This is a genomic window from Pseudomonas sp. GW822-FHT03F04, from assembly GCF_058801405.1.
Genome location: NZ_JBXANF010000002.1, coordinates 146267 through 171132, shown reverse-complemented (window position 1 = coordinate 171132; position 24866 = coordinate 146267). Strand labels below are relative to the sequence as shown.

Here is a 24866-nt window from a genome sequence, read left to right as displayed (position 1 = left end):
GGGCCGGAAACGGCCCTTTTTTCATGCTCTCGCAACACCTAGAAATGACAATATTTCTCGTTTGTTACTAAATCGCACTCCCCCTCTTCGTCTTTGAACCAAAGGAAATTTTCTCTCGAAGACAAGGAGTCGGCTGCGATGTTCGCGCCCATCACCCGTTCCATGACCCTCACCCTGGGCCTGTGCAGTGCTGCATTGAGCCCGGATCTGCTGGCTGAATCCGACGCCGAAAAACAGCCCGAGGCCGTCGCTCCGGCACTCGAGCTGGCCTCCACCAACGTCACCGCCCAAGGATTGGGCAGTACGACTGAAGACACCGCTTCCTACACCACCGGCGCCATGAGCACGGCCACGCGGTTGAACCTGTCGATCAAGGAAACCCCGCAATCGGTGTCCGTGGTGACCCGCCAGCAGATGGATGATTTCAAGCTCGGTACATTGTCCGAAGCCATGAGCCAGACCACGGGCGTTGTGGTTCAGCATTACGATTCAGACCGGGTCAACTATTCGTCTCGCGGCTACTCGATCAACAACTTCCAGATCGACGGGATGCTCAACACCTTCAGCCGGATGAAGTCCGATTCCGACACGATCATTTACGACCGTATCGAAGTGGTACGTGGCGCCACCGGCCTGACCACCGGCGCAGGTGATCCTTCGGCCACCATCAACATGGTACGCAAGCGCCCTACCGCGCAATTGCAGGCGCTGGCCGGGGTCAGTGGCGGCAGTTATGACGATTACTACAGCTACGTGGACGTGGGCGGCCCGCTTGCTTTCGACGGCCGTTTGCGCGGACGCAGCGTGCTGGCGTATCGCGACAGCCAGTCAATTCGCGACCATTACGCGCTGCAACGGGAAGTCGGCTACGGCATTCTCGAAGGCGACCTGACGGAATCGACCGTGCTCGCGGTCGGCTATGACTATCAGAACAAGCACGTACAAGGCAGCTCATGGGGCACGGTGCCCTACTGGAATGCCGACGGCGGCAAGGCCGGTCTGGGCCGCTCGACCAACATGGCAACGTCATGGAGTTCCTGGCCGATCAAGGACAAGACCGCTTTCGCTACCCTCGATCAGGCACTGGCGGGCGGCTGGCACTTGAAAGCGGCGTACACCCATCGCCAGAGCGATACCGACGGCAAGGTCTACTACGGCGGCACCGGTTTTCCCGCAGACGACCGCAGCGGGATGGCGGCCTACATATCACACATGATCGGCACGCAAAAAATGAAGACCTATGACTTCAACGTGTCGGGCCCCTATGCGCTGTTCGGCCGCGAACACGAAATGATGTTCGGTTATGGCGAGGCCGAGCGCAGCGAGCGCTCCCCTTATACGATCGACGGCACGTTTCCACCGGGTTACGGGCGGATTCGCGACTGGAAATACATGGGCGATATCGCCAAATTCCCCGACACCGTCACAGGTTTGATCGGCTCCACCTCCAGCACCCGCCAGAAAGCCGGATATCTGGCCACTCGCCTGAGTTTCACCGATGACTTGCATGCGGTACTCGGCAGTCGTTATGGCAGCTGGAAGGCGTCAAAAGCCGACAATACGTATGACGACAATCGGCAAGTGAGCGCGGTCGACGCCAGCCGCCAGCAACACAACGATATGTGGACGCCATACGCGGGGCTGCTCTACGACTTGACGCCCGAATACACCGTGTATGCCAGCTACACCGACATCTTCAACCCTCAGGAATACCGCGACGCCAATCGCAAATTCCTTGAGCCGGTGGTCGGCAGCAACTATGAAATAGGCCTCAAGGGCAGCCTGCTGGACGAGCGCCTGAACCTGGCCACGGCCGTGTTCTGGAGCAAGCAGGACAACGTCGCCGAGCTCGACGACTCGGTACCACCGGATCCGGTCACCGGTGAGGAGTTCTACAAGAGCGGCGGCAAAGGCAACAAGGTCAACGGTTTTGAGGCCGAGCTCTCGGGCGAAATCCATGACGGCTGGAACATGACCGCCGGGTACACCTACACCCACGCGCTCAACGGCGAGAAAAACCGCACCAACACCAACCAGCCGCTGAACATGCTCCGCCTCTCCACCGCGTATCGCTTGCCCGGCGACTGGAGCGCCCTGACCGTGGGTGGCGCGGTGAACTGGCAGAGTGACGTCTACGGCAATTCCAACCGCCCGGTCGGACGCGGTGCCAATGGCCGGGTCATCACCGAACGGACACGAATCAGTCAGGGCGCCTATTCGGTGGTCAAGCTGATGTCGCGTTACGAGTTCGACAAACACCTGTCGGCATCGCTGAACGTCGACAACCTGTTTGACAAGAAGTATTACGACAACGTCGGCTTCTACAACGGCGTGTTCTGGGGCGATCCGCGCACGGTGACGCTGAGCCTCGACTGGAAACTCTGACGCCCTTCCCCGCGAGCTGCACGCGTCAGCGGCGCGTGCAGCCTTCGTCCGCCACCCTTGGAAACATTCGGTAAAACCTGCACGGAACGCGCGTTAACCCTTGGTTAATGCCCTCGACGGACACTGCGCCCCGAGGTTCTGATTCATGGATGAACGGCTCCGACTTTTTTCGTAGGAGGCACCATGAAAACCACGACTGCAATCCTTGCCGGTCTACTCGCTATTGCATCCGCCGGCGCTTTCGCCGAGGGCGGTGCCGAGCGGATGCGATATCACTGGGAAAACTTCCCGGTCCACACCGAACAAAGCCAGCAGACAGACACGAAAGCCAACGAGCTTCGCGTCCCGGACGACCAGACCGCACAGGTCACCGAGCACTACCGTCCTTGATGTAGACAGGTTTACCGATGGACCTGCGATGGCTCCGCTCTGGCTTCGCAGATGACAGTTGGGCGCCCTTTTCGGGCGCCTTTTTTTATGCCTGCAATTCCTTGATCCAGAACAGCATGCGCCCGTGACTCGGGTCGAACATGCCCGGAGCAAAACCGAATTTGGCGTAGGAACCCTGGGCCACGGCGTTACCTTCGAGCACTTCCAGGGTGATCTTGCAGCACCCGCGCTGACGGGCGATGTCCTCGACCTTGCGCAGCATTTTCTGGCTCAGCCCCAGGCCTCGAAACTTCGTTACCACCGACACGTCATGGACGTTGACCAGCGGCTTGCAGGCAAAGGTCGAAAACCCTTCAAAGCAGTTCACCAGCCCTGCCGGTTCGCCGCCGACAAAGGCCAGGACACTGAACGCGTGAGGCCGCTTGGCCAGTTCTGCGGGCAGTTGCTGCAGCAGTTCAGGGGCAATCGGATGGCCGCCGCCCATCGGGTCTTCGGCGTAATGATTGAGCACCACACCGATGGCCTCGGCATGCACCGGATTGGTATAGCTGGCTTGAAGCACAAGAATCTCTGCGGAATCCATTTCCTTCCTCGATCGCACGGGGCCCCGGCACGTTTGATACGCACTGATAGGCTGTCCGACCTTAGCGCGAGGCGGCCCCCGGCCACAACCCAGCCGTTTCAGTGGCCCCAGATCAGTTCTTCCGTCCAGCCCAGTTCGGCGAAATCCTCGGCCCGCAAACCGGACTCGCCAACACAGAAGAACTCATCCAGTTGCGGCGGTTTCACCGGTGTGCCGCTGAGCATGGCGTGGACCTGACCACGATGGTGGATCTGGTGTTCGAACAGGTGCGAAATCATCCGCAGACGGCTGTCGTGCTGCGGCGTGTCGCGGGCGATGGTGACGATGCGCCCCAGATCGGCATCGCGCAGCTGCTCGCAATAAGCGATCAAGCGGCGATCGACATGGGCCTGCTCACGGCGCAAGGCCTGCGCCTCGGTGAAGGGTTCATCCACGTTGAAAAACACGTAACAGTCGGGATGCGGCTCATCACCGCGCAACTCGCGCTCCAGCGCATCGACGTAGAACCAGTCGCAGGTGAGGATGTGATTGAGGGTCAGGCGAAGGCTCGGGAAGAAACTCACCCTGGGCGCCGCCAGTTGTGCATCGTCGAGTTGCCGCCAGGCCTTGGCCAGTCGATGGTTGGCCCAGGCGTTCTGATAAGCCTGGGTCAACAAGTGATGGGACAGTGGCTGAGTCATGTCGCACCCTCCGTGCATCAAGTGTCGGCAAAGCGTTGCAGCTGCATCTCCTGCAAGCGGCTGAGGGTCCGGCGGAACGGGAATTCCAGATAACCCTCGGTGTACAGCGCGTCCATCGGCACATCGGCCTCGATGTACAGCGGCACCTTGCGGTCGTAGCACTCGTCGACCAGCGCGATGAAGCGCCGTACACCGTCATCGTGCACCGACAGTTGCGGCAACTCGCGATCGCCGGCCACCACCCGCTCCGCACCGTCTTCGGTGCCACGGGCGATCCGCCCTTCACGCTTTTGTGCGCTCAGGTTCGGCACCTCGCTCAACAGAATAGCCCGATAGCTGTCGCACAGCGCGATGAAGTCCATGGCCGCGAACGGTTGTTCGCACAGATCGGCGTAACGGCACCACAACACCGACTCGCTGGCCTTCACGACATTCAAGGCGCGGTAGCCGACCGGCACCGGTTCGGAGCTGGCGTCCTGCCCGCCCGCCAACGCATCGAACACCCCGGCCAGCGCGCAATCCTGCTCCGGCGCCGCCACCCAGTAGCGCTGCTCGAGGGCGCCCGGATGCAAACGATGGTCCTCGGCGCCGTTCACCGCGACCACCTGCATATGCTGCTTGATCGCCGTGATCGCCGGCAGGAAGCGATCACGGTTGAATCCGTCGGCATACAACTGATCCGGCGGCAGGTTGGAGGTGCAGACCACCACCACGCCTTCGTCGAACATCACCTGGAACAACCGGCCGAGGATGATCGCATCGCCAATGTCATTGACGAACAACTCATCGAAGCACAGCACCCGCACTTCGGCCGCCAGTTCCCGGGCCAATGCCCGCAGCGGATCGGCGATGCCGGTCAGTTGAAACGAGCGCTGATGGACCCAGCCCATGAAGTGATGAAAGTGCTGACGCCGGGCCGGCACCCGCAGGCTTTGATGGAACTGGTCCATCAGCCAGGTCTTGCCGCGCCCGACTGGCCCCCACAAGTAAACGCCGGTGACCGAACGGGCACCGGCGTGCAGGGCTTCATGGCATTTTTGCAACGCCCAGACCGCGTGCTCCTGGGCTTCATCCTGGATGAAGCCCTTGTGCTCGACGGCATGTTGCCAGGCGCTTAGGGGGGAGTCGAAAGTCATGCGCGGCAGTATGCCACGATGGCTACACGGAAATATCCAGCCGTGCGATTTTGCCCTGCTCGTTGAGGCGAAAGGTGTAACGCAATTCCAGCGGGCTGCCGGGGAACGTCCCGGATATCAGCCCTTGCACCAGCACTTTGCCGGTGCGCTGCTGGACGCCCAGCACTTCAACTCGTGGCTGATAGCGTCGGGCGGTGTCTTGCATCCAGTGGGCGATGGCCTGCGGGCCGACCTGATGATTGCCTTCATCGAACACGTGGGCATCCTCGGCAAAAAAACTGCCGACCCGGGTCGTATCGCGAGCGTTGGCGGCGTTGATGTACTCAACGATGGCCGGGGCGAGTATCGAGGTGGGATGGAACATGGTTGCAGCTCCTGTTTTCGGGTTCTGTCGCCATCCTAGAACAGCCCTGCGTCAGTTTTTGTCAGGAGTGAAACGTCCGTTTTCGTCCAGTTGCATCTGCCGCTGCCAAGTGCGCAGCAGGTCGCTGCGACGTCCTGGATAACGCTCGCCCTGCAGGCTGGCCGCTGAGATCCGGTCGGTTCGGAACGTGCGATACGCGCTGCGCAACTCGCACCACGCGACAATGATCCGCACCTCGTTGAGAAACCCCAGCGCCAACGGCCAGATCAAGCGCTGGCTCGGCACCTGTTGTGCGTCGGCGTAATCGATGTGCAGCTTGGCCTGATCGCGGATCGCCTGACGAAACACATTCAACGGCACCGCGTTCTGAGGGAACCCGTAACCGGGCGGCCCGGGCATGACCGTCGGATTGCGCATCGCCTCCTGGGCCTGGGGATCCAGCACCGCAGCGATTTTCGCCAAAGCGTCGGCTGCGGCTTTGCTCAGGACCTCGTCGCCACGCTGATCGACATAGCGCAGGCCCAGGACGATGGCTTCGGTCTCGTCGGCGTTGAGCATCAGCGGCGGCAGAAACAGGCCGCTGCGCAAGACATAACCAATGCCCGCCTCGCCGTGGATCGGCGCGCCGAGCGCCGTCAATTCGGCGATGTCGCGATAGAGGGTGCGCTCGGAGATTTCCAGCTCGGACGCCAGCGTCGCCGCAGTGACCGGGCGTTTCTTGCCGCGAAGCACTTGCAGCAAAGTCAGTAGACGAGTGGTGCGCGACACAGTGTGAGGCTCCGGGCAGAAATTTGCCGGAGCTTAGCAGAGCCTGGTGTCAGAAATTGTCAGGAGCTTTCACCAAGCTCAGAGCCGATCACGCGTCGACTTTGTGCCTTGCCGCGTACAGACACAGCATCTCCATGGCCAGCGTCGCCGCCGCCAGCGACGTCACGTCTGCGTGGTCGTAGGCCGGGGCCACTTCCACCACGTCCATGCCCACCAGATTGATCCCGCGCAGACCGCCGAGGATTTCCAGCGCCTGCACCGTGCTCAACCCGCCGCAGACCGGCGTCCCGGTGCCCGGTGCGAAGGCCGGATCCAGGCAGTCGATGTCGAATGTCAGGTACACCGGGTTGTCCCCGACCCGCGCACGAATCGCCTCGACAATCGCCTCGCAGCCACGGCGATGCACCTGCCGCGCGTCCAGCACCTGGAAGCCCTGATGATCATCATTGGTGGTGCGCAAACCGATCTGCACCGAGCGCGCCGGATCCACCAGCCCTTCTCGCGCCGCGTGCCAGAACATGGTGCCGTGATCGACGCGTTTGCCACCCTCGTCCGGCCAGGTATCGCTGTGGGCGTCGAAGTGGATCAGCGACAACGTGCCGTGCTTGCGCGCATGAGCCTTGAGCAGCGGGTAGCTGATGAAGTGATCGCCGCCGAAAGTCAGCATGGCGCTGCCGGAACTGAGGATGTGCTCGGCGTGGGCCTCGATGCTTTCGGGAATGGTGTGCGGCGAGCCGTAATCGAAGTCGCAATCGCCGTAATCGATGACCGCCAGATGATCGAACGGGTCGAACGCCCAGGGCCAGTGCCGTTCCCAGGCAATCCCGGTGGACACCGCACGAATTCCGCGAGGCCCGAAACGTGCGCCCGGACGGTTGCTGGTGGCGGTATCGAACGGCACGCCGCTGACGGCCACGTCCACGCCGCGCAAATCTCGGCTGTAGCGCCGGCGCATGAAACTGGTGATCCCGGCGTAGGTGCTTTCGGCAGCGGTGCCGTAGAGGCTGTCACGGGTCAGGGCCTGATCGTTCTGCATTGGCACGTCCATCGGTGTGCTCCTTTGGTTTTTATCCAGCGTTATTGATGGCTACGGAAAGTGGTCCACAAGCGCGTGCGCTGACGCATGTCCTTGAGGCTCATGCTGCGGTCGGCGTACAGCCGCTCGCGCACTTCAGGTTTGGGGTAGATGTCCGGATCATTGCGCACCGCTTCGTCCACCAGCGGCGTGGCGGCCTGGTTAGCGGTGGCGAAAAACAGCGTATTGGTCAGCGCCGCCACGGATTCGGGGCGCAACATGAACTCGATGAAGGCCCGAGCGGCCTCCGGGTGCGGCGCGTCTTTGGGGATGGCCAGGTTGTCCTGCCACACCAGCGTGCCTTCTTTCGGAATCCGGTAAGCGACTTCAAACGGCTTGTTGGCCTTGCGCGCCTGATCGGCGGCCATGCTTGCGTCACCGTTGTAGGTCAGCGCCAGGCACACGCTGCCGTTGGCCAGATCACTGATCTGCCGGCCGGTGGCGACGTAGAGCACCGAGGGCTGCAACTTCTGCAACAAGGCTTCGGCGGCGGCCAGATCGTTCTTGTCGGTGCTGTAGGGATCCTTGCCGAGGTAGTGCAGCGCGAGGCCGATCACTTCCTGCGGCGAATCGAGAATGGCGATCCCGCAATCCTTGAGCTTGCTGGCGTATTCGGGCTTGAACAGCAGATCGAGACTGTTGAGCGGCACATCCGGCAGCCGTTGCTTAAGCACTTCGACGTTCATGCCCAGACCGAGCGTGCCCCAGGTGTAAGGCACGCCGTAGCGATTGCCCGGGTCGACGGCCGCGAGTTTTTCCAGCAGGTCCGGATCAAGATTGGCGTAACCCTTGAGCCCGTCGTGAGGGATTTCCTTCAGCGCGCCCGCAGCGAGCCCCCGTGCCAGCACGCTGGACGACGGCACCACCACGTCGTAGCCGCTGCCGCCGGTAAGCAACTTGGTCTCCAGTACTTCGGAGGTATCGAAGGTGTCGTAGCGCACGTGAATGCCGGTTTCCTTTTCGAAGCGCTGCAGGGTTTCAGGCGCCACGTAATCGGCCCAGCTGTAGAGGTTGAGCGTCTTGTCCTCGGCCTGGGCGGCGATGGAGACAGAGAGCAACAGCGCGGGTAAACACAGCTTGAACAAGGGAGCCATGACGAAACACCTGACCGGAGGAAGTGGTCTCAGGATGCGCCGTCAGATACATTCCAGAAATATCAAGTTTGTTAACCTGACTTTATCCAAGGCTAATGTGATGCTCGGTCAACTCCACGATGTCGATTTGCAGCTGCTGCGCCTGTTTCTCGGGGTGGTCGAGTCCAATGGTTTCAGCGCTGCCCAAGGCGAACTGGGGCTGAGCCAGTCAAGCATCAGCCAGCAAATGGCCAAGCTTGAGACCCGTCTCGGCTATCGGGTGTGCAACCGTGGCAAGGGTGGTTTCAGCCTGACGCCCAAGGGCGAACAACTGCTGATTGCCGCGCGCAGCCTGTTTGATTCGATCGAAACCTTCCGTCATCAATCCAACGGCGTCGCCGGGCGTTTGATCGGCGAAGTGCGCCTGGGCCTGTCGGAAGCGGTCGATCAATCGGTGCTGCAACGGGTGGCTGAGGCGATCCGGCGTTTTCGCGAACGGGACGAGTCCGTGCGCATCGAGCTGATCAGCGCCATGCCCGGTGAAATGGAGCGCCTGCTGCTGCAACAGCGGCTGGACCTGGCCATCGGTTATTTCTCCCAGGTGCAGAGCGCCTTTGATTACCGCGAGCTGTTCAGCGAAACCCAGCATTTGTACTGCGCGCCCGGCCATCCGCTGTTCACCGACGATGCACCCGATGACGCAGCGCTGCTGGCCTGCGACCGGGTCGATCACCCCTATCGGTTCCTGCGCAGTGACGAGCCGTTTCAGGGCAAGCTGTGTTCGGCGCGCTCTGAGCAGGTCGAAGGCACCCTCGCCTTCATTCTGTCCGGCAAACACGTCGGTTATCTGCCCAACCATTACGCACGCCAATGGCAGGACAAAGGTCTGTTGCGAGCGGTGCGCGAAGGTGAGTTGAGCTTTGAAGTGGCGTTCCATCTGGCCCGCCATCGAGCGCAGGTGCCCGGCGATGCGCAGAAGGCGTTTGAGCAGGATCTGCTGTCAGCCTTTGGTCGAACCTGACCTTTTGGGCAGTTTTAATGCGTTGCCCTCGCTCCCCGCTTGCGGCATCCTGCGCACCCATTTTTCGACCCGGCCCCGCATTGCGGCACGCAAACCACCATGACCGTCTCTGAAAAAGCCCCGCGCAACAACGATTTAATCTACGGCCTCAACGACCGTCCGCACTTCACCGCCACGGTGTTTGCCGCGCTGCAACACGTGCTGGCCAGCTTCGTCGGCATCATCACCCCGACCCTGATCATGGGCGGCGCCCTCGGTCTGCAAAGCGAAATCCCGTACCTCATCAGCATGGCGCTGTTCGTTTCCGGCCTTGGCACGTTCGTTCAGGCCAAGCGTTTCGGCCCGGTCGGCTCAGGGCTGCTGTGCCTGCAAGGCACCAGTTTTTCCTTTATCAGCGTGATTCTCAGCGCCGGCTTCATGGTCAAGGCCCGGGGCGGCGGCACCGACGAGATCCTGTCGACGATCTTCGGTGTGTGCTTCTTTGCCGCCTTCATCGAAGTGGTACTGAGCCAGTTCATCGGCAAACTGCGCATGCTGATCACCCCGGTGGTGACCGGCACCATCATCACGCTGATGGGCCTGTCGCTGATCAAGGTGGCGATGACCGACATTGCCGGCGGCTTCGGCGCGGCGGATCTGGGCGCGGCCAGCCATGTGTTCCTGGCGGCGCTGGTGCTCGGCACCATCGTGGTGCTGAACCGGGTCGACGTGCCGTTCCTGCGTCTGGGCGCGATCGTCATCGGCCTGACCCTCGGCTACGTGGTGGCGTGGCTGATGGGCACCGTGGATTTCGCCAATCTGCCGGAAGTGCCAGTGGTGAGCGTGCCGGTGCCGTTCAAGTACGGCTTCAACTTCGACTGGGTGGCGTTTGTGCCGGTGGCGGTGATTTTCCTGGTGTCGCCGCTCGAAGCTGCCGGTGACCTGACCGCCAACTCGATGATTTCCCGGCAGCCAGTCAAAGGCCCGCTGTACATCCGCCGAATCAAGTCCGGCCTGCTGGCCGATGGCCTCAACTCGGCCATGGCGGCGGTGTTCAACAGCATGCCGATGGTGACCTTCGCCCAGAACAACGGGGTGATTCAGCTCACCGGAGTGGCCAGCCGTTACGTCGCGTTCTTCATTGCCGGTTTGCTGGTGTTGCTGGGCCTGTTCCCGATGATTGGCGCGGTGCTGCAACTGATGCCGAAACCGGTGCTCGGCGGCGCAGAGCTGGTGATGTTCGGCACCGTGGCGGTGGCCGGGATCAAGATCCTCGCCGAAGCCGGCCTGCATCGTCGCAACATGCTGATCGTGGCCATTTCCCTCGGTATGGGCCTGGGCATTGCCGCCGTGCCGGAAGTGCTGCGTGAGTTGCCGCAGGCGCTGCGCAATATTTTCGAGTCGCCGATCACCGTTGGCGCGCTGTGTGCGATCGTGCTGAATATCTTCCTGCCGGAAGAGTTCATCGAACTGGAAGAAGATGACTTCGACCCGGAAGCCTCTATCCTTCAGGTCATGGAAAACCCGGACGTACCGGCCAAAGCTGAACCCACATCAAAGGCCGCTGTCGCACAGTTGAACCGTTGATCCTGTCCGCTCGATGAAAAAAGGGCTGATACCGGCAACGGTTCAGCCCTTTTTCAATGAGAGAGCATCAATGCGCCGCATCCAAGCCGTCATCCTGTCCCTGCTTCTGCTCTCCCTCAGCGCCTGTGCGCTGTTTCCCAACCGCGACCCAGTGAACATCAACGTGGTCGGCGTCGAACCGCTGCCGAGCCAGGATCTGGAAGTGCGCTTCGCCATCAAGCTGCGGGTGCAGAACCCCAACGAAACCGCCATCGACTACAACGGCATTGCGCTGGACCTTGACGTGAACGGTCATTCGTTCGCTTCCGGTGTCAGCGATCAAAGCGGTTCCATTCCACGGTTCTCCGAAGCCATCGTCAGCGTCCCGGTGAGCATTTCGGCGTTCTCGGTGCTGCGCCAGACTTTGGGTCTGAGCCAGACCCAAACCCTCGACAATCTGCCTTACGTATTGCGCGGCAAACTGGCGGGCGGTGTGTTTGGCACCATGCGCTTCGTCGATTCCGGCAAGCTCAGTCTGCCCAAGGCCAGTGCCGCAACCTGGTAAAGATGCGGTAGCCTGCACGGCTCACTGACAGAAACAGGGAAGCCGCAGGTTTATGGAAGACACCCCCACGCTGCACACCGAACGGCTGATCTTGCGTCCGCTTGAACTGGCGGACGCCGAGGCCATCCAGCAGCAATTTCCCCACTGGGAAGTGGTGCGTTATCTGAACGCCTTCGTGCCCTGGCCGTATCCGGACGACGGCGCCCTCACCTACCTGCGTGACATTGCGCTGCCGGCGATTGCGGCGGGCAAAGAGTGGCACTGGACGATCCGCCTCAAATCGGCACCGGAGCAATTGATCGGCAACATCAGCCTGATGGTCGGGCCGGACGACAACCGTGGGTTCTGGCTCGCCCCGGCCTGGCAGGGCCAGGGCTTGATGACCGAAGCCAGCGAAGCCGTGACCCGCTACTGGTTCGAAACCCTCGATCAACCGGTGCTGCGCGCGCCGAAAGCCGCACCGAACCTTGGCTCGCGAAAGCTCTCGGAGCGCACCGGCATGCGCTTGGTCCGCTCCGATGAGGACAACTTCGTCGGCGGACGTTTCCCACGGGAAATCTGGGAAATCACCCGTGAAGAATGGCGGCGCCGACAGTCCGTCAAACCATGAAGCGCACGCCCGGTTTCGCCCGCTCGTCGACGCTCAACTCGAACACATCGGGCCGTGCATAGTGGCCGACCACGTCGTAGTCATAACGGGCCCGCACCAGCTCTTCGGTGTCGATCTCGGCGGTGAGCAATCCGGCTTCGCCGCGCAGAGGCCCGGCGAGCACATCACCCATCGGCCCGACGATCACGCTGCCGCCGGCAATCAGCGGCCGGTCCGCCGGCCAGTTGGCGATCTGAACGCCCAGTTCGTTTGGTGAAGCCTGGACCTGACAGGCGCTGACCACAAAGCAGCGCCCTTCATGGGCGATATGGCGCATGCTGACCTGCCACATCTCGCGTTCATCCACGGTCGGCGCACACCAGACCTCAATGCCCTTGGCGTACATCGCCGTGCGCAGCAGCGGCATCATGTTTTCCCAGCAGATCACTGCGCCGAGTTTACCGACCTGGGTGTCGAGCACCGGCAGCGTCGAACCGTCGCCCTTGCCCCAGATCAACCGCTCGGTGCCGGTGGGCATCAGTTTGCGGTGCTTGGCCACCAGACCGGCCTGTGGGTCGAAGTACAGCGCGGTGCAGTGCAAAGTGCTGCCGGCCCGCTCGATCACGCCGATCACCAGGTTGGCGCCAGTGCGCGCCGACAACCCGGCCAGCGCTTCGGTTTCCGCCCCCGGCACGTCGATGGCGTTGGCGAAGTAACGGGCGTACGCCTCGCGGCCTTCCGGCAAGCGATAACCCAACTGCGTGCCGAAGCCCTCGCCTTTCGGATAACCGCCGAGCAACGCTTCGGGCATCACCACCAGCGCTGCGCCGGACTCGATGATCGCGGCTTCCCAGCTCAGGATCTGTTCCAGGGTGTCAGCCTTGCCGCCGGGCAAGGCGCCGATCTGGAGGGCGGCAACGATTGATTTGGGCATGGTGGTCACTCCGTGAAGTTCAGGTGTTGCTCATTCTCCGGCGCCACGGGATCATGAATAAAGCCCGACTCACTGCTGAATGATATGAACACAATGAATATCGCCACTGTCGATCTCAACCTGCTGAAAGTCTTCGAAGCGCTGCATGAAGAGTCCAGCGCCAGCCGCGCAGCGTTGCGTCTGGGCGTGACGCAATCGGCCGTCAGCGCGGCTTTGCGCCGGTTGCGCGATGTGTATGGCGATCAACTGTTCGTGCGCACTGGTCGAGGGTTGGCGCCGACCCTCAAGGCCAATCAGCTAAAGCCGGTAGTCAGCGATGCCTTGAACAAATGCCGGCAAAGCCTGGCAATGGTCGATCCGGCTGCCCATCATTACGAGGGCCGTTCGGTCACGGTGGGGCTGTCGGACGATTTCGAGATTGCTTACGGCCGACGCCTGATCGAAGAGATCGCCCGCCGAGCGCCGAAGCTGCGTCTGATCTTCCGCCAGACCCACAGCCAGATCGTCGCCCGGGCCTTGATGGAGCGCAGCATCGACCTGGCGATCACCGCCGGCGGGTTTGCCGAACGGTTGCTCAGCCGTCAGGTGTTGGGTGAAGGGGGGTACGCGTGTCTGGTGGACCCGACGAGCCTTGTGCCCGGTCAGCAGCAGATCACTCTGGAGGAATTTGTCGCCCGAGAGCACATTCTGGTGTCGTCGGGTGGTTTTATCGGGATCACCGATGAAGGGCTGGCGGCGCTGGGGCTGACTCGCCGGGTCTGCGCCTCGACCACGCATTTTGCGGCGTTGCCGCATCTGCTCAAGGGCAGCGCCAGTGTGGCGACCATCCCGACCCATGCGGCACAGGCGATTGCGTCACTGAGCGGGCTGGCACTGCTGCCCTGCCCGCTGGCGCTGCCACGCTATCCGATCGAACTGGGCTGGCGCACCAGTACCCAGATCGATCCGGTGGTGCTGAAGGTTCGCGAAGCGATTGTCGCCAGTTTCAAGACCGAATGATTACTTGTTGGCCGCCATCAGCCGGTTGACTTCACTGCGCACCATGTTGGCGAACTCCGGCGGCGACATGCCGTCCAGCTCGGCGCGCACGAACTCGGCCCATTTGCCCTTGCGCTTGGAGCGCTCGCCGAACAATCGCGCGGCTTCGCCCTTGGCTTTGCCCAGATTGTTCTGCCAGAGTTCGAACAGTCGGGATTTCTCGTCTTCCAGCGCAGCGCGCTCTGCGAGGGATTTGTCGGCCAGATTGAAACTCATGGGGAATTACCTGCTGCATGAAATGGCGACATCTTACACGCTGGACGGAAATCTCCGGCGCTGGTTTTTCCTTCAGGTGCAAAATCACTGCAACTTTTTCAATCGCCAAATACTCCATTGTTCACTGTCCATTCACCTGCAAGGAGTCACCCAATGGCCCGCAAAAGCGCCGTTCAAGCCGCTGAAGACCAAATCAAGGATCAAGCGTTCAGCGAACTCCAGGCTCTGATCGAAGAGTCGGACAAACTGCTCAAAAGCAGTGCCTCACTGGTCGGCGAAGAAGCGGAGACCCTGCGCGGACAAATCGCCCTGAAATTGCAGCAGGCGCTGGATTCAGTATCCAGCGTACGTGATCGCACCAAACCGGCGGTGGACGCCACCGAAAACTACATTGGTGGCCACCCGTGGCAGACCGTGGCGATTTCCGCCGGTTTCGGTCTGGTGGTCGGTCTGTTGCTCGGCCGCCGCTGAGCGCAGCGAAAAAAAAGGCGAGCCCTGCGGCTCGCCTTTTTCATGTCCGGTAAAACGTCACTCGCCTGCCAGCTCACGCAACTGCGCCAGGGTCTGCCCATCCAGCACGATGCCCTCGGCCAGTGATCTGGCCCGCTGCAAATGCCGCCGATCACCCGGCAAACGCTTGAGCCCTACCCCATGCATCTGCCTGACCAGTTCCTGGCTGCGTTCGGCGAAGCTCTGCCCGGCGGTCTTGCTCGGGTCGATCACGATCAGCAGCTGGCCGGTCCATGGGGTCTTGGCCCCGGGATGGTTCTTCCAGTCGAATTCAAACGAGAAATTGCCACCGGTCAGCGCGGCGGCGAGCAGCTCGACCATCATCGACAGCGCCGAACCCTTGTGTCCGCCAAACGGCAGCAACGCGCCGCCTTCAAGAATCGCCTTCGGATCACAGGTCGGCTGACCGAGGCTGTCGACGCCCATGCCTGCCGGCAACTTCTCGCCTTTGCGTGCGGCAATCTGCACGTCGCCATGGGCGATGGCGCTGGTGGCCAGGTCAAATACGATCGGCGCACCGTCGGCCCTCGGAGCGGCAAATGCGATCGGGTTGGTGCCGAACAACGGCCGATCGGCGCCGTGCGGCACCACGCAGGTCATGCTGTTGACCACGCTCAACGCCACCAGGCCTTCGTCGGCGAAAGGCTCGACGTCCGGCCATAGTGCGGCGAAGTGATGGGAATTGCGGATCGCCAATATCGCGATCCCGGCGCGGCGGGCCTTCTCCACCAACAGTGAACGCGCCGCCGCCAGCGCAGGTTGGGCAAAACCGTTGCCGGCATCGACACTGACAAACCCTGAGGCCACGTCCTCGACTTTCGGCACGGCCTTGCCGTTGACCCAGCCGCTGTTGAGAGTCGAGACATAACCGGGAATCCGGAATACGCCATGGCTGTGAGCACCGTCCCGCTCGGCATTGGCGCAATTGGCGGCCAGTGTTCTGGCGACTTCGGTCGAGGTGCCGTGACGGGTGAAAATCGTTTCCAGCAAGTGAGTCAGCTCGTCCAGGGACACCGTGGACGAGACCGCATGATCGTGTGGCGCAGACATCTGAAGCTCCAGAGTAATTATTGGAGGGAACAACAGCGAACGAACAACCCGCGAAGGGATTAATCATGGCTGGCCGGTTGCCTGTCAACCCCGCAATAGTTATCTACCACCTGTGCCGCCGGCACCCGCCCTAACCTCGAGCCTCGACCTACCCGTGCGTATCAACGCGCCTCCGAGAGACTCGACAATGCTCACCCCCATCAAACCGTTGTTGTTCCCCGAAGTTTTCGACTCCCCCGGACTCTGGTCCGAGCTGGGCAAAACCCATGGCCTGTCCGAGCATGATTTCCGATGGCTTGCCCATGCGAAACTGTCTTCCGACAGCCTGCGCAGCCAGCAAACCCCTCCCATGCGCGCCGAGCGCATCCTGCTCAACGTCGGCAGTGAGACGCCCCTGCCGCTGCCGGGCGCCTTTATCCTCAGCGAGACGCCTGACGATAAAAGCCAGATCCTTTACACCGTGTATGACGGCATCAAGAAGTACCATGACCGAGCCACCCTGAAGCAGCAGCTTGAGCGGCGGCTGAACAACCCTGACGACCAGGACAATCTGCTGGCGTTTCTGTCGTTGCCACTGCGCAAACGGTTGCTCGATGCTGAAAAAATCTCACTGACAACCAGCCACATCGAAGGGGATGTTTTCGAAGAACACATCGCGACCCTCAAACAGAGCCACCTGTTGAATGCGCAGGCCATGCGTGCAGAGCTGGAGAAACTGCCGGCACTCACACACTTTCTGGACAGCATTCTCGACGAGTTGCTCAAGCCCCATTTCGGCACCCTGCAGCAAAGCCGTACACGCGTCAGTTTCTATACGGTGGATGACCACGTCACCGCCGCTGTCGCGGCACCGGCAAAGCATTGGCTTGACTCCATGAGCCTGAGCGACGCGGTCTTGCTGCATTACCGGCATCAGCAATGGCCGACCGCCGCGCTGCGTGACTTCGCCAATCCCGATAGAACAGCTTCCGAAGGCGATCAGGCGCAATGGGAAGACGCCGTCAAAATGGTGTCTGGCAAGCTGCCGGCGCTGCTGTTTCGGCAGCTTGAACAATATTGGAATGCGCCCTCCGCCGACGGTTCTTCGCGCCGTACGTTCTTCGCCGACGTGCTGGAGGATCAGGCGCGTACGGAATGGATGGTCAAGCGCGAAAGCGGCGTTCTTGATGCGCAGCAGTTCAACACATTGCATCAGTTGATACGGCCTGGAACGGACGGCTCCATTCGCCCGCTGACGGAAACCGTGCGCCTCTGGGAGCGCGAAGCCAACTACGTCGAGCTGGCGGGTTCGCTGATGATCAGCGGCACCCAAGCGTTCCTCTACACGCCCGCACAGGGCCTGCAAGTGCTGACCGATTACAACGATCTGAAACAGACGTTGCAGAGCAAGTTCATGGCCAAGGGGCACGAAGACGAGCTCTACGGTCTGCTCAGCCTGGACGAACGCAATCGTTTTCTGAGCTTCGATCATCCGCAGGTGTCGGGTGACCGGATCAGCGGCGAGCTGTTCAGGGTCCTCTTTGAATTGATCATCACCAAACAGCGGCAAAACATCGAGTATGCCTTGCAGGTGTTTCGCCACAGCGATGGCGCGGTGAATCTGCACGCGCTGTTCGACAAGAGCCTGGACATTCGCTCGATGATTTCCGAGCGGTTGCGCGAGCTGGACAGTGCCGGACGCTGGAGCACGCACCCGGTGCTGTCGGGTGATCAACAGCCATCTTTGGTATTGGCGGACAAGGCGCTTGCGGCCATCAAGACGTTCAGCAGCATTGAGGGGCCGCTCGCAGAAAAACTCAAGACCCAACCCATGGCCACTCAGGACGCTCAGCGGCCGTTTCTCGAAAGCCTGAAATCAAGCCTTGCCCATGCCTGGTTTGTCGGGGTGACCGGCGAAGCCCGGCTGCGGGCGCTGGACGGCAGCCTGCCGGCCTCGGTGCAGGCGATCGTCAACGCCGTGATCAATCCTGACCTGCCCACGCGCGCGTTAAGGCAGGCACTCGAGGGCTTCCGCCCGGACGCCTATGCGCTCACCCTTGAATCCGTCGGTTCGCAGAATCTGCTGCCGCTCGCCCATTGTCTGCTGATGACCGAGCGCGGCGGGCTCGACGTCCAGCACTCCGGGCGCGCGGTCTTGTGGACTCCCGCGCTCGGGCTGGAGGTATTCGACAGCGTCGCCGTTGCCCGGCGCATGCTCGACCAGCGCTTGTTGCATAACGTGCGGCGCTTGTCGTTGCTGGAAAACATCCTGCCTGCGCAATACCAGCCTCATCGGCGCTACACCCTGGGAGCGTTTCAATTCATCGAACACAACGTGCTGCACAACCGCATGCAATCGACCATCGAGCATTTCCTCGGGCGCTGCGAACAGGTGCGCACGCGCGTCAAGGATCCTGCAAGGCGCAACAACGCCCTGACGAAGCTGCGGGAGTCGACGGTTCACACCAACCTCAAACTGGCAACCGCCCATGCCCAAGCGATCGCCAGGCAACAGACCTATCCTGCCTGGCTGGGTATGGCGCCGGTCGCGGAACAGAAACTGCACGTCGAACTGATGGAGCAGTGGCGCCAGAGTGTCGTCGACGACAAGGATTACCTGACAGGTATTCCGACACTGGTCAGCCATGTCGAGCAGACCTTGAAATCACTGCTCGACAGTCGTTTCCCCACGAGCCAGCTCAATCCGTATCACATCCAGATAACGCCCAATCTGACACTGGCCGGCCCTCCCCGAAACCTGATCGAGTTTGCCCTCAATCACATCAATATCGCCCAAGGCACCGGTTTCAAGGTCACCTCGAAAACCACCAAGGCCTTGCCGGACGGTCTGGACCAAAGCGCTGTCAGACAATTGCTGCTGTCGCTGGCAATACCGACCACCTACAGCGACAAGATCAGCGATGCACTGTCGACCACAACGGTTGCCGGCCTTGCCCGTCAACAGATGTTCTTCCGTCAGGTGCCCTGGCAATTGCTGCAACATGCCCACGCACTGAAGCTGCAACAACATTTGTCCGAGGCCGCTTTCAGTTACATCCGCCAGGCCCTCGACATGCCCGATGCCATCGCACGCGCCGCCGTCGCCGGTACACATGCCATAGTGAGTCCGCTGTCACTGGTCAAGACGGCCAAGGCCAGCGCAGTCGAAGCGTGCGGACTGTACGTCTTGGCACCGGGCACCGGGCACAAGGGACCGCTGGTGCTCTATGCGCCTTATGCCGAGCAGGCGTTCCACGAGTTCACCGACGAAAAGTGCCTGATCGCTGCCTTCAATATTCCGGGATTCCTGCAAAACCTGCTGCTCCGTCGTTTGCCACCTACGCAGCAAGCGACGTTCCGCAACCTGTTCGCCACCACACTCGGGCAGATCAGCGAAATCTCCCTCGACTACAGCCCGATTGGCGGCAACCTGCTGGAGTGCCTGTTTCGCGACAACCTCGATTTGTTGAAACAGATGCTCGGCTCGCAGAAAGACAGCGATGGGCAATCCGACTGGGAAAATGCCAAAGTCCTGTTCAGTGATGAGATCAAACAGGTCACGGACATGCTGCAAGGCAAACTCGCCTGTGGGCGTTTTCTCTGGCAAGCCTACGACAACCTCAAGGACTCGGCCGAGGCCCTGCAGAATCATCATTGGAAAAAGGCGCTGAAGTCGTTTATCGAGGGTGCGGAGCAAATGGTGCTTGTTGGTCTTCTGCCGGAAATGTCGGCCGAAAGCGCGCTTGCCAGCGACGCCGGCGAACAGGCGGCCCAAACAGGTGTTGAAAAGATTGTTGCCCCCAGCCTGGCCGAGATCGAAACGACGTCACCACAGCGCACGATCCTGCAGCCGTTCGAAGCAACGGACATCGCGCTCAAGGACCTCACCTACAGTGCGACTCAAGGCGTCTATCAAAAGGCATCGAACAACCGTAGCTATGCGGCGGTTGATGGCAAGGTGTACCGGGTCGTCAAAAACGGTTCGGCCTGGCAACTGGCAAAAGATGAAGAGCGCGGCCCGATGCTGTTCAAAAGCGGCTCACGGATGGTGCAGGTCACGCACGGCCAGACCGTTCATTACGGTAAAGCCTTCTCCAAAATGGTTGAGCGCAGCAAATACACGCACATGCGCCGCACGATGCTCAACATCGAAGCGCAGGGTATGGAAGAAATCAGTCGACGCAACCCTGAAAAGGCACGGACGCTGGGGCGTGCGGTGGCGCTTGCCCGGGACTATGCATTCAACTGCCTGCATAACCTGGCGATTCTGGACATCAACACTGTTCCCGGTGGACGGGTCAACCGGTTTCTCATGGAGTTCTTTGATGTTCCGCGAGTGACACCCCATATTCTGAAGAAGATCTCAACGGCGATCGTACCGCTGTGCAACGCACTGGTGGACCCGAATGATGATTTGCTCAACACCAACCGTTTCATCGTCGGCTCGACCAAATGGTTCCACGATGTGATCGCTTTTGTGCTCGACGGCGATCAACAGAGAAAAGTGCATTTCACCCAGCACTTTTTCGACCAGGGCCTGGAGGAATATGCCCCCGTCGTTGCGCAGGGTTTTGATATTGATGGCCACGCACAGGCCGAGACCTTGCTTCACGAACTGGCCCATCAAATCTGCAACGCCTGGGACATTGCAACGTTACGGGGACGAGAACCCTTCAGCGACGTCATATCACCCGTCTCCCCCACAGGCTCGAGGCTCCTGCAAGACCTGCAGGACGAACGAAGAATGGGGCTGTCGCTGGCCACCCCACGGGCGCAATTGTTTGCGGAGTGGGACCCGGCACGGGCGACCTGGATCGACTTCGACAGAATCTCGGAAAAAGGCACGACCAGTGCGGAAATCCTCAGGCTGACCAACAGCGCCACCATGAACGAAGCGCGCAATGCCTTCCTCGATCAACAATCATCGGATGCGCGAGTCGATGTCATCTTGCACAATGCCGACTCGATCGCCCTGCTGATCTGCGAAGTCGGCAGGCAGCTGGATCCTGCTCCGGCACCGTGATCTTTAAAAAATGCGCAGGCTCCACACCTGCGCATTCCGCGTCCCGACTACCGTGGCGAGCTCAGTCCTGCCGGACACGCAATACATCACGCCGGTACTTGGAAGACTGGCTGTAGCGACGAAAGCGGCCAAGGTGCATTTGATCATTTTTTCACTCGATTTATGGATAGTGCTCATCGAGCGTCCTGGTTTAAGGGCGTGTGAGTGAAAAATAAGCTCCACTTTGATGGGCAATTGCCATGACGGATGTTCTCGGCACCTTGCCCGCAAGGTTAGAATGCTGGAAATCAGGACGAGTCAATGACCCAGAACACCCTCTCCGAAGCCGAATACGATGCGATCACCGATGCCGCTGCGCACTGGTGCATGCGCCTGCACGCCGTCGACTGCACCGCCGAGGAACGGCTGGCGTTCGAGCAATGGCGCGATGCGCATCCGCTGCACGCGTTCGAATACGAGGCCATGCTGGAAATCTGGGATGTTGCCGAACACCTGCCGCGCCCGGAGCCTGCGGTGGTCGTACCGATCCGCCCACCGGCCCGGACCTGGCGGCAGTATGCGGTAGCCGCGTCCGTTTGCGCGCTGGCGTTGCCACTGGCAGCCTGGACGGGATGGAACCTTGGCCTGCTGCCCAACAGTTATCAGCATTTCGCGGCCACCGACAATGTCCGCCACGTCACCTTGGGCGATGGCAGTCAGGTCGAGCTGAACCTCAATACCGATCTGACCTTCAGCAACTACAAGGACGAGCGCCGTGTCACCCTGAAAAAGGGTGAAGCCTTTTTCGAAGTCAGCCATGACCTGAGCCATCCGTTTATCGTCAGGGCCGGCGAAGGCAAGATTCGCGTCACCGGCACCCGCTTCAATGTCTGGATGTATGAAGACCAGGTGAAAGTGAACCTGGTTGAAGGTTCGGTGCTGGTCACCAGCAACACTCAGTTATCCGGCGATGGCCTGCGCCTCGGCCCTTCGATGCAGGCTCGCTACAAACACGGCGATTACATGCCACAAATCAGCCAGACCTACGCCAACGATACTTCGCTGGCCTGGCGCAGCGGCAAGTTGATTCTCGACAACCTGGCGCTGAACGAAGCCCTGCCGCTGATCAACCGTTACCTGGACAAACCGCTGATGCTGGCCGACAGCGCCACGGGGTCGATCCGGGTCGGTGGTATCTACAACATCAAGGAGCTCAACAGCTTCGCCGGCTCGATGCCCAAAGTCCTGCCGGTGTTCATCACCCGCAACAGGGACGGCAATCCAGTGATCAACCCGATGCCGCAACAACCCCCAAAAAGCTGAAGGCCGCCCCTTTTCGGGGGCGGCCTTCAATGGTTATTGCAACATCCTGACGACTGATTACTGCGCCGCCACTTTCCCGGTTTTATCCAGTTCTTCACGCACGCTTTGCACCTGATACTGCGGGTCAGCCTTGATCTGCTGTTCGGTGAAAGGCAGTACACTCCACTGTTTCTTCGAGAACGCTTCTGTCTGATCCCGCGAGTATTTCGACGCAGGATCGCTGGACAGTGAGAACGCGAGCAGGCCCTGAGCGTGCGGCCCCTTGTCGTCGAACGTCACCACTTGCAGGTAACTGGTGCCGCTGACGACCTCAAGTTTGCCGTCTTCGCGCGGCACGCTCTGGATCGCGTTGTAGATACCCAGCGTACCCGGCCCGCCATGGATCGGCGTCTGCTGACCACCACTGCTGACCACCTGGACATCGCCCCAGCGGGTTTGTGCGGTCAGGCCCATTTTGCTGGCCGATTCGGCGGACGCCAGCATCGCTTCGCGCAACGCCTTGGCCACTTCGGGCTTTTCAGTCGCCAGTCCGCGCGGCGTGTGCTGCGCGTCCTTCGGATCGAACGCCACGCGCCAGACATCCGGCGATTCCTGCAAGGCTTGCATGATGGTCTGGAAATGCACCAGGCCCATTCCCGAATCCAGGTTCGCGCGACCGTCCCATGCTTTGAGATCGCTGCACACCGATTTCAACGCGGCATCGGCACCCGTTTGTGATGCGCAGAACTTCAGCAGATCAGGCAGCACCTGGTCGGCCAGAAACACCTGATCATCCATCACCATGTGTTGCAGGTCCTGCACCGACACCGAACCTTTTTTGCTCAGGGTCGCCAGACGATCCAGTGCAAAACGCGAGCGCAGCCCCAGTGGCTGGCCCTCCTGGCTGATCAGCGGCGAGAAACCGGTCAGCGGTTGCGCCGGGTTGGCCAGCCACGCCGAATCGTTGGAGTGCTGGACGAAATCCTTGCGCAACAATTGCGGCAATTGACTGGACGCGTAGATGCCTTTTTGCACGGCTTGCGGATCGATGTCCCAGGCGCAGGCGCTGTTGGCGCCGTCAAGCACGATCATTTTCAGGCCGATACGCGGATCGCTGCACTGGGCCAGTTTGTCGGCACTGACGTTCGGCACCACCGACAGGTTCATGTACAGCGTCTGACCCTTGTCATCCACGGCCAGGGTGTTGACCCACGGGATACCCTGAATCTTGTGCACCGAATCCTGCAGATCCTTGAGGTTGCCGGCGCGGTTCATCGCGTACCACTGCGTCAACACCCGGTCGTTGTCGAGGTTGGCATCGCGCAGGCTGTAGGCGTACTGATGGTCCCAGTCGAGCTTGCCCGGCCACTGCACGATCGGGCCGAATTGCGAGCTGTAGATATCACGCGATACCGGCGTCACCTGCCCGTCCGCCTGCTTGACCTGCACCGTCACCGTTTGCTTGGTCAACGGCAACGATTGGCCATCGAGCACATAGCGGGTTGGATCGTTCGGATCGAGTTGCAGGCGATACAAAGTGAAGTGCTTGGACGAGTCGACCGTGTGGGTCCAGGCCAGGTGCTGGTTGAAACCGATGTTGATCATCGGCAGCCCCGGCAGCGCCGCGCCCATCACATCCAGTTTTCCGGGAATGGTCAGGTGCATCTGATAGAAACGCATGCCGCCGACCCACGGAAAATGCGGGTTCGCCAGCAGCATTCCACGGCCGTTGAAGGAACGCTCGCTGCCCACCGCCACCGCGTTGCTGCCACGGTCCAGGGCGAAGCGTTGCAGGCGTGCGGCGGCGAGGTCATAAGCGCGGGCGTGGTTTACGTTTTGCGCAGTGGCTTGCGGCGGTGTGGCACCGGCCAGTGCTTCGGCGAACTGACCGACGCCGCCCTCGACGAGCAACCGACGCGTCAGCTTCACCAGGTCTTCGGCTGCGATATCGCGCACCCATTCGCCTTGGCACTGTTGCGGCAGCCCTTGCTGGCGGCGCTCGGCCAGATACCGGTTGTAGCCGGCGGCATAACCTTGCACCAGATCTCGGACTTCGACCGGCTGCGCCTGCCAGAAGGCATTCACCGCTTGCGGAGTATTGAGCCACTGGAAGAACACATCGCTGACACGGTTTTCGCGCTCTTCGACGGTGAACTGATCCGGCCCGAAGTAGCGCGAGCGTTCACCGTTGACGGTCACGATTTCGTTGGCCAGCAGGCACAGATTGTCCTGCGCATAGGCATAACCGATGCCGAATCCGAGGCCACGTTCGTTTTCCGCGCGGATATGCGGCACACCAAAACTCGTACGACGGATGTCGGCCCCGGCCTGGGTGGAAGGACTGAACGCATGCGCCGACAGACTCAGCCCGAGAAACATGCCGGCTAGGGTCAGTCCGGTTAACTGCCTGGAAATAATCACGCTCGCTCCTGATCGAAATACCCAAGAGCGCAGCCGCGCACCCTGTTCGAATACGTGCGCAGCGGCTACGCCCTGAAATCACCCACGCGTCCACGCGCAATGAGCCTTTCCAGAAAACGAAGCCGGGGGAAAAAATTTAGTCAGTCACAAGCCCGTTTCGAGCCCGGATCACGGAGAAAGGACGAATCAACGACAAATTTTCTACATTTTTCGCTTCATGATTTGTCGGGCTGAAACGTC

21 protein-coding genes are annotated in these 24866 nt (G+C 60.8%); 10 read left to right on the top strand and 11 right to left on the bottom strand.

Annotated elements, in window-relative coordinates; all coding sequences use genetic code 11:
* Positions 1 to 138: 138 nt before the first annotated feature.
* Positions 139 to 2385, top strand: coding sequence for a TonB-dependent siderophore receptor (locus AC1RMX_RS04520; protein ID WP_493070666.1), 2247 nt, complete (start codon positions 139 to 141; stop codon positions 2383 to 2385).
* A 183-nt stretch (positions 2386 to 2568) separates the two neighbouring features.
* Complete coding sequence (locus AC1RMX_RS04515) at positions 2569 to 2775, top strand: DUF2790 domain-containing protein (RefSeq protein ID WP_096820306.1); 207 nt, start codon at positions 2569 to 2571, stop codon at positions 2773 to 2775.
* Positions 2776 to 2860: 85 nt separating this feature from the next.
* Here the strand turns inward: AC1RMX_RS04515 and AC1RMX_RS04510 are convergent, their stop codons facing one another.
* The 7 genes from AC1RMX_RS04510 to AC1RMX_RS04480 form a co-directional block, all read right to left on the bottom strand.
* Positions 2861 to 3358: a GNAT family N-acetyltransferase gene (locus tag AC1RMX_RS04510; protein ID WP_096820305.1), complete on the bottom strand. Its 498-nt coding sequence runs from the start codon at positions 3356 to 3358 to the stop codon at positions 2861 to 2863.
* A 98-nt stretch (positions 3359 to 3456) separates the two neighbouring features.
* The gene (locus AC1RMX_RS04505) at positions 3457 to 4038 is read right to left on the bottom strand and encodes a DinB family protein (RefSeq protein ID WP_493070664.1); all 582 of its coding nucleotides are present in this window, start codon (positions 4036 to 4038) and stop codon (positions 3457 to 3459) included.
* 17 nt (positions 4039 to 4055) lie between these two features.
* Entirely contained in the window at positions 4056 to 5174 is a 1119-nt protein-coding gene (gene zapE, locus AC1RMX_RS04500) for a cell division protein ZapE (protein ID WP_493070662.1), read from the bottom strand.
* 22 nt (positions 5175 to 5196) lie between these two features.
* Complete coding sequence (locus AC1RMX_RS04495) at positions 5197 to 5538, bottom strand: nuclear transport factor 2 family protein (protein ID WP_096820302.1); 342 nt, start codon at positions 5536 to 5538, stop codon at positions 5197 to 5199.
* Between the two features lie 51 nt (positions 5539 to 5589).
* Entirely contained in the window at positions 5590 to 6306 is a 717-nt protein-coding gene (locus AC1RMX_RS04490; protein ID WP_096820301.1) for a helix-turn-helix transcriptional regulator, read from the bottom strand.
* An 88-nt stretch (positions 6307 to 6394) separates the two neighbouring features.
* Positions 6395 to 7354, bottom strand: coding sequence for an agmatinase (speB, locus tag AC1RMX_RS04485; protein WP_493070659.1), 960 nt, complete (start codon positions 7352 to 7354; stop codon positions 6395 to 6397).
* A 29-nt stretch (positions 7355 to 7383) separates the two neighbouring features.
* Positions 7384 to 8475, bottom strand: a complete 1092-nt coding sequence (locus AC1RMX_RS04480) for a polyamine ABC transporter substrate-binding protein (RefSeq protein WP_493070657.1) — start codon at positions 8473 to 8475, stop codon at positions 7384 to 7386.
* Between the two features lie 100 nt (positions 8476 to 8575).
* On the opposite strand from AC1RMX_RS04480, the gene AC1RMX_RS04475 reads away from it, so the two are divergent.
* The 4 genes from AC1RMX_RS04475 (at position 8576) to AC1RMX_RS04460 (ending at position 12195) form a co-directional block, all read left to right on the top strand.
* On the top strand, positions 8576 to 9475 hold the full coding sequence (locus AC1RMX_RS04475; RefSeq protein ID WP_493070655.1) for a LysR family transcriptional regulator: 900 nt from the start codon (positions 8576 to 8578) through the stop codon (positions 9473 to 9475).
* 99 nt (positions 9476 to 9574) lie between these two features.
* Positions 9575 to 11041 (top strand): nucleobase:cation symporter-2 family protein, encoded by a 1467-nt coding sequence (locus tag AC1RMX_RS04470; RefSeq protein ID WP_493070653.1) that lies wholly within the window; start codon positions 9575 to 9577, stop codon positions 11039 to 11041.
* 70 nt (positions 11042 to 11111) lie between these two features.
* A complete protein-coding gene (locus AC1RMX_RS04465) occupies positions 11112 to 11585 on the top strand; it encodes an LEA/WHy family protein (protein WP_096820297.1) in 474 nt (157 codons plus the stop codon).
* Positions 11586 to 11637: 52 nt separating this feature from the next.
* A complete protein-coding gene (locus AC1RMX_RS04460; protein WP_493070650.1) occupies positions 11638 to 12195 on the top strand; it encodes a GNAT family N-acetyltransferase in 558 nt (185 codons plus the stop codon).
* On the opposite strand, the gene AC1RMX_RS04455 is transcribed toward AC1RMX_RS04460, so the two are convergent.
* Positions 12185 to 13108 carry a carbon-nitrogen hydrolase family protein gene (locus AC1RMX_RS04455; RefSeq protein WP_493070648.1) on the bottom strand — a complete coding sequence of 308 codons (924 nt, stop codon included), beginning with the start codon at positions 13106 to 13108 and terminating at the stop codon, positions 12185 to 12187. The two genes, AC1RMX_RS04460 and AC1RMX_RS04455, sit on opposite strands and share 11 nt — an antisense overlap.
* An 84-nt stretch (positions 13109 to 13192) precedes the next feature.
* Between AC1RMX_RS04455 and AC1RMX_RS04450 the strand changes: the two genes are divergently transcribed.
* Positions 13193 to 14107 carry a LysR family transcriptional regulator gene (locus AC1RMX_RS04450; protein WP_493070646.1) on the top strand — a complete coding sequence of 305 codons (915 nt, stop codon included), beginning with the start codon at positions 13193 to 13195 and terminating at the stop codon, positions 14105 to 14107.
* On the opposite strand, the gene AC1RMX_RS04445 is transcribed toward AC1RMX_RS04450, so the two are convergent.
* Positions 14108 to 14362 carry a hypothetical protein gene (locus AC1RMX_RS04445; RefSeq protein ID WP_007957535.1) on the bottom strand — a complete coding sequence of 85 codons (255 nt, stop codon included), beginning with the start codon at positions 14360 to 14362 and terminating at the stop codon, positions 14108 to 14110.
* Positions 14363 to 14515: 153 nt separating this feature from the next.
* Between AC1RMX_RS04445 and AC1RMX_RS04440 the strand changes: the two genes are divergently transcribed.
* Positions 14516 to 14833, top strand: coding sequence for an ElaB/YgaM/YqjD family protein (locus tag AC1RMX_RS04440; protein ID WP_096820293.1), 318 nt, complete (start codon positions 14516 to 14518; stop codon positions 14831 to 14833).
* Between the two features lie 57 nt (positions 14834 to 14890).
* On the opposite strand, the gene AC1RMX_RS04435 is transcribed toward AC1RMX_RS04440, so the two are convergent.
* Positions 14891 to 15922: an Ldh family oxidoreductase gene (locus AC1RMX_RS04435; RefSeq protein ID WP_493070644.1), complete on the bottom strand. Its 1032-nt coding sequence runs from the start codon at positions 15920 to 15922 to the stop codon at positions 14891 to 14893.
* Between the two features lie 187 nt (positions 15923 to 16109).
* Here AC1RMX_RS04435 and AC1RMX_RS04430 point away from each other — a divergent pair, with 187 nt between their 5' ends.
* Together AC1RMX_RS04430 and AC1RMX_RS04425 are read left to right on the top strand one after the other, a co-directional pair.
* A complete protein-coding gene (locus AC1RMX_RS04430) occupies positions 16110 to 20924 on the top strand; it encodes a dermonecrotic toxin domain-containing protein (protein ID WP_493070642.1) in 4815 nt (1604 codons plus the stop codon).
* Positions 20925 to 21224: 300 nt separating this feature from the next.
* Positions 21225 to 22226 carry a FecR family protein gene (locus AC1RMX_RS04425; RefSeq protein WP_096820290.1) on the top strand — a complete coding sequence of 334 codons (1002 nt, stop codon included), beginning with the start codon at positions 21225 to 21227 and terminating at the stop codon, positions 22224 to 22226.
* A 57-nt stretch (positions 22227 to 22283) separates the two neighbouring features.
* Here AC1RMX_RS04425 and pvdQ read toward each other — a convergent pair whose 3' ends face one another.
* Complete coding sequence (pvdQ, locus tag AC1RMX_RS04420) at positions 22284 to 24626, bottom strand: bifunctional acylase PvdQ (RefSeq protein ID WP_493070640.1); 2343 nt, start codon at positions 24624 to 24626, stop codon at positions 22284 to 22286.
* Positions 24627 to 24866: the final 240 nt, after the last annotated feature.

Bases quoted from the DNA above. Each gene is read 5' to 3' on its own strand.
- AC1RMX_RS04520 (WP_493070666.1), top strand. From the start codon at position 139: ATGTTCGCGCCCATCACCCGTTCCATGACCCTCACCCTGGGCCTGTGC.
- AC1RMX_RS04515 (WP_096820306.1), top strand. From the start codon at position 2,569: ATGAAAACCACGACTGCAATCCTTGCCGGTCTACTCGCTATTGCATCC.
- AC1RMX_RS04510 (WP_096820305.1), bottom strand. From the start codon at position 3,358: ATGGATTCCGCAGAGATTCTTGTGCTTCAAGCCAGCTATACCAATCCG.
- AC1RMX_RS04505 (WP_493070664.1), bottom strand. From the start codon at position 4,038: ATGACTCAGCCACTGTCCCATCACTTGTTGACCCAGGCTTATCAGAAC.
- zapE (WP_493070662.1), bottom strand. From the start codon at position 5,174: ATGACTTTCGACTCCCCCCTAAGCGCCTGGCAACATGCCGTCGAGCAC.
- AC1RMX_RS04495 (WP_096820302.1), bottom strand. From the start codon at position 5,538: ATGTTCCATCCCACCTCGATACTCGCCCCGGCCATCGTTGAGTACATC.
- speB (WP_493070659.1), bottom strand. From the start codon at position 7,354: ATGGACGTGCCAATGCAGAACGATCAGGCCCTGACCCGTGACAGCCTC.
- AC1RMX_RS04480 (WP_493070657.1), bottom strand. From the start codon at position 8,475: ATGGCTCCCTTGTTCAAGCTGTGTTTACCCGCGCTGTTGCTCTCTGTC.
- AC1RMX_RS04475 (WP_493070655.1), top strand. From the start codon at position 8,576: ATGCTCGGTCAACTCCACGATGTCGATTTGCAGCTGCTGCGCCTGTTT.
- AC1RMX_RS04470 (WP_493070653.1), top strand. From the start codon at position 9,575: ATGACCGTCTCTGAAAAAGCCCCGCGCAACAACGATTTAATCTACGGC.
- AC1RMX_RS04465 (WP_096820297.1), top strand. From the start codon at position 11,112: ATGCGCCGCATCCAAGCCGTCATCCTGTCCCTGCTTCTGCTCTCCCTC.
- AC1RMX_RS04460 (WP_493070650.1), top strand. From the start codon at position 11,638: ATGGAAGACACCCCCACGCTGCACACCGAACGGCTGATCTTGCGTCCG.
- AC1RMX_RS04455 (WP_493070648.1), bottom strand. From the start codon at position 13,108: ATGCCCAAATCAATCGTTGCCGCCCTCCAGATCGGCGCCTTGCCCGGC.
- AC1RMX_RS04450 (WP_493070646.1), top strand. From the start codon at position 13,193: ATGAACACAATGAATATCGCCACTGTCGATCTCAACCTGCTGAAAGTC.
- AC1RMX_RS04445 (WP_007957535.1), bottom strand. From the start codon at position 14,362: ATGAGTTTCAATCTGGCCGACAAATCCCTCGCAGAGCGCGCTGCGCTG.
- AC1RMX_RS04440 (WP_096820293.1), top strand. From the start codon at position 14,516: ATGGCCCGCAAAAGCGCCGTTCAAGCCGCTGAAGACCAAATCAAGGAT.
- AC1RMX_RS04435 (WP_493070644.1), bottom strand. From the start codon at position 15,922: ATGTCTGCGCCACACGATCATGCGGTCTCGTCCACGGTGTCCCTGGAC.
- AC1RMX_RS04430 (WP_493070642.1), top strand. From the start codon at position 16,110: ATGCTCACCCCCATCAAACCGTTGTTGTTCCCCGAAGTTTTCGACTCC.
- AC1RMX_RS04425 (WP_096820290.1), top strand. From the start codon at position 21,225: ATGACCCAGAACACCCTCTCCGAAGCCGAATACGATGCGATCACCGAT.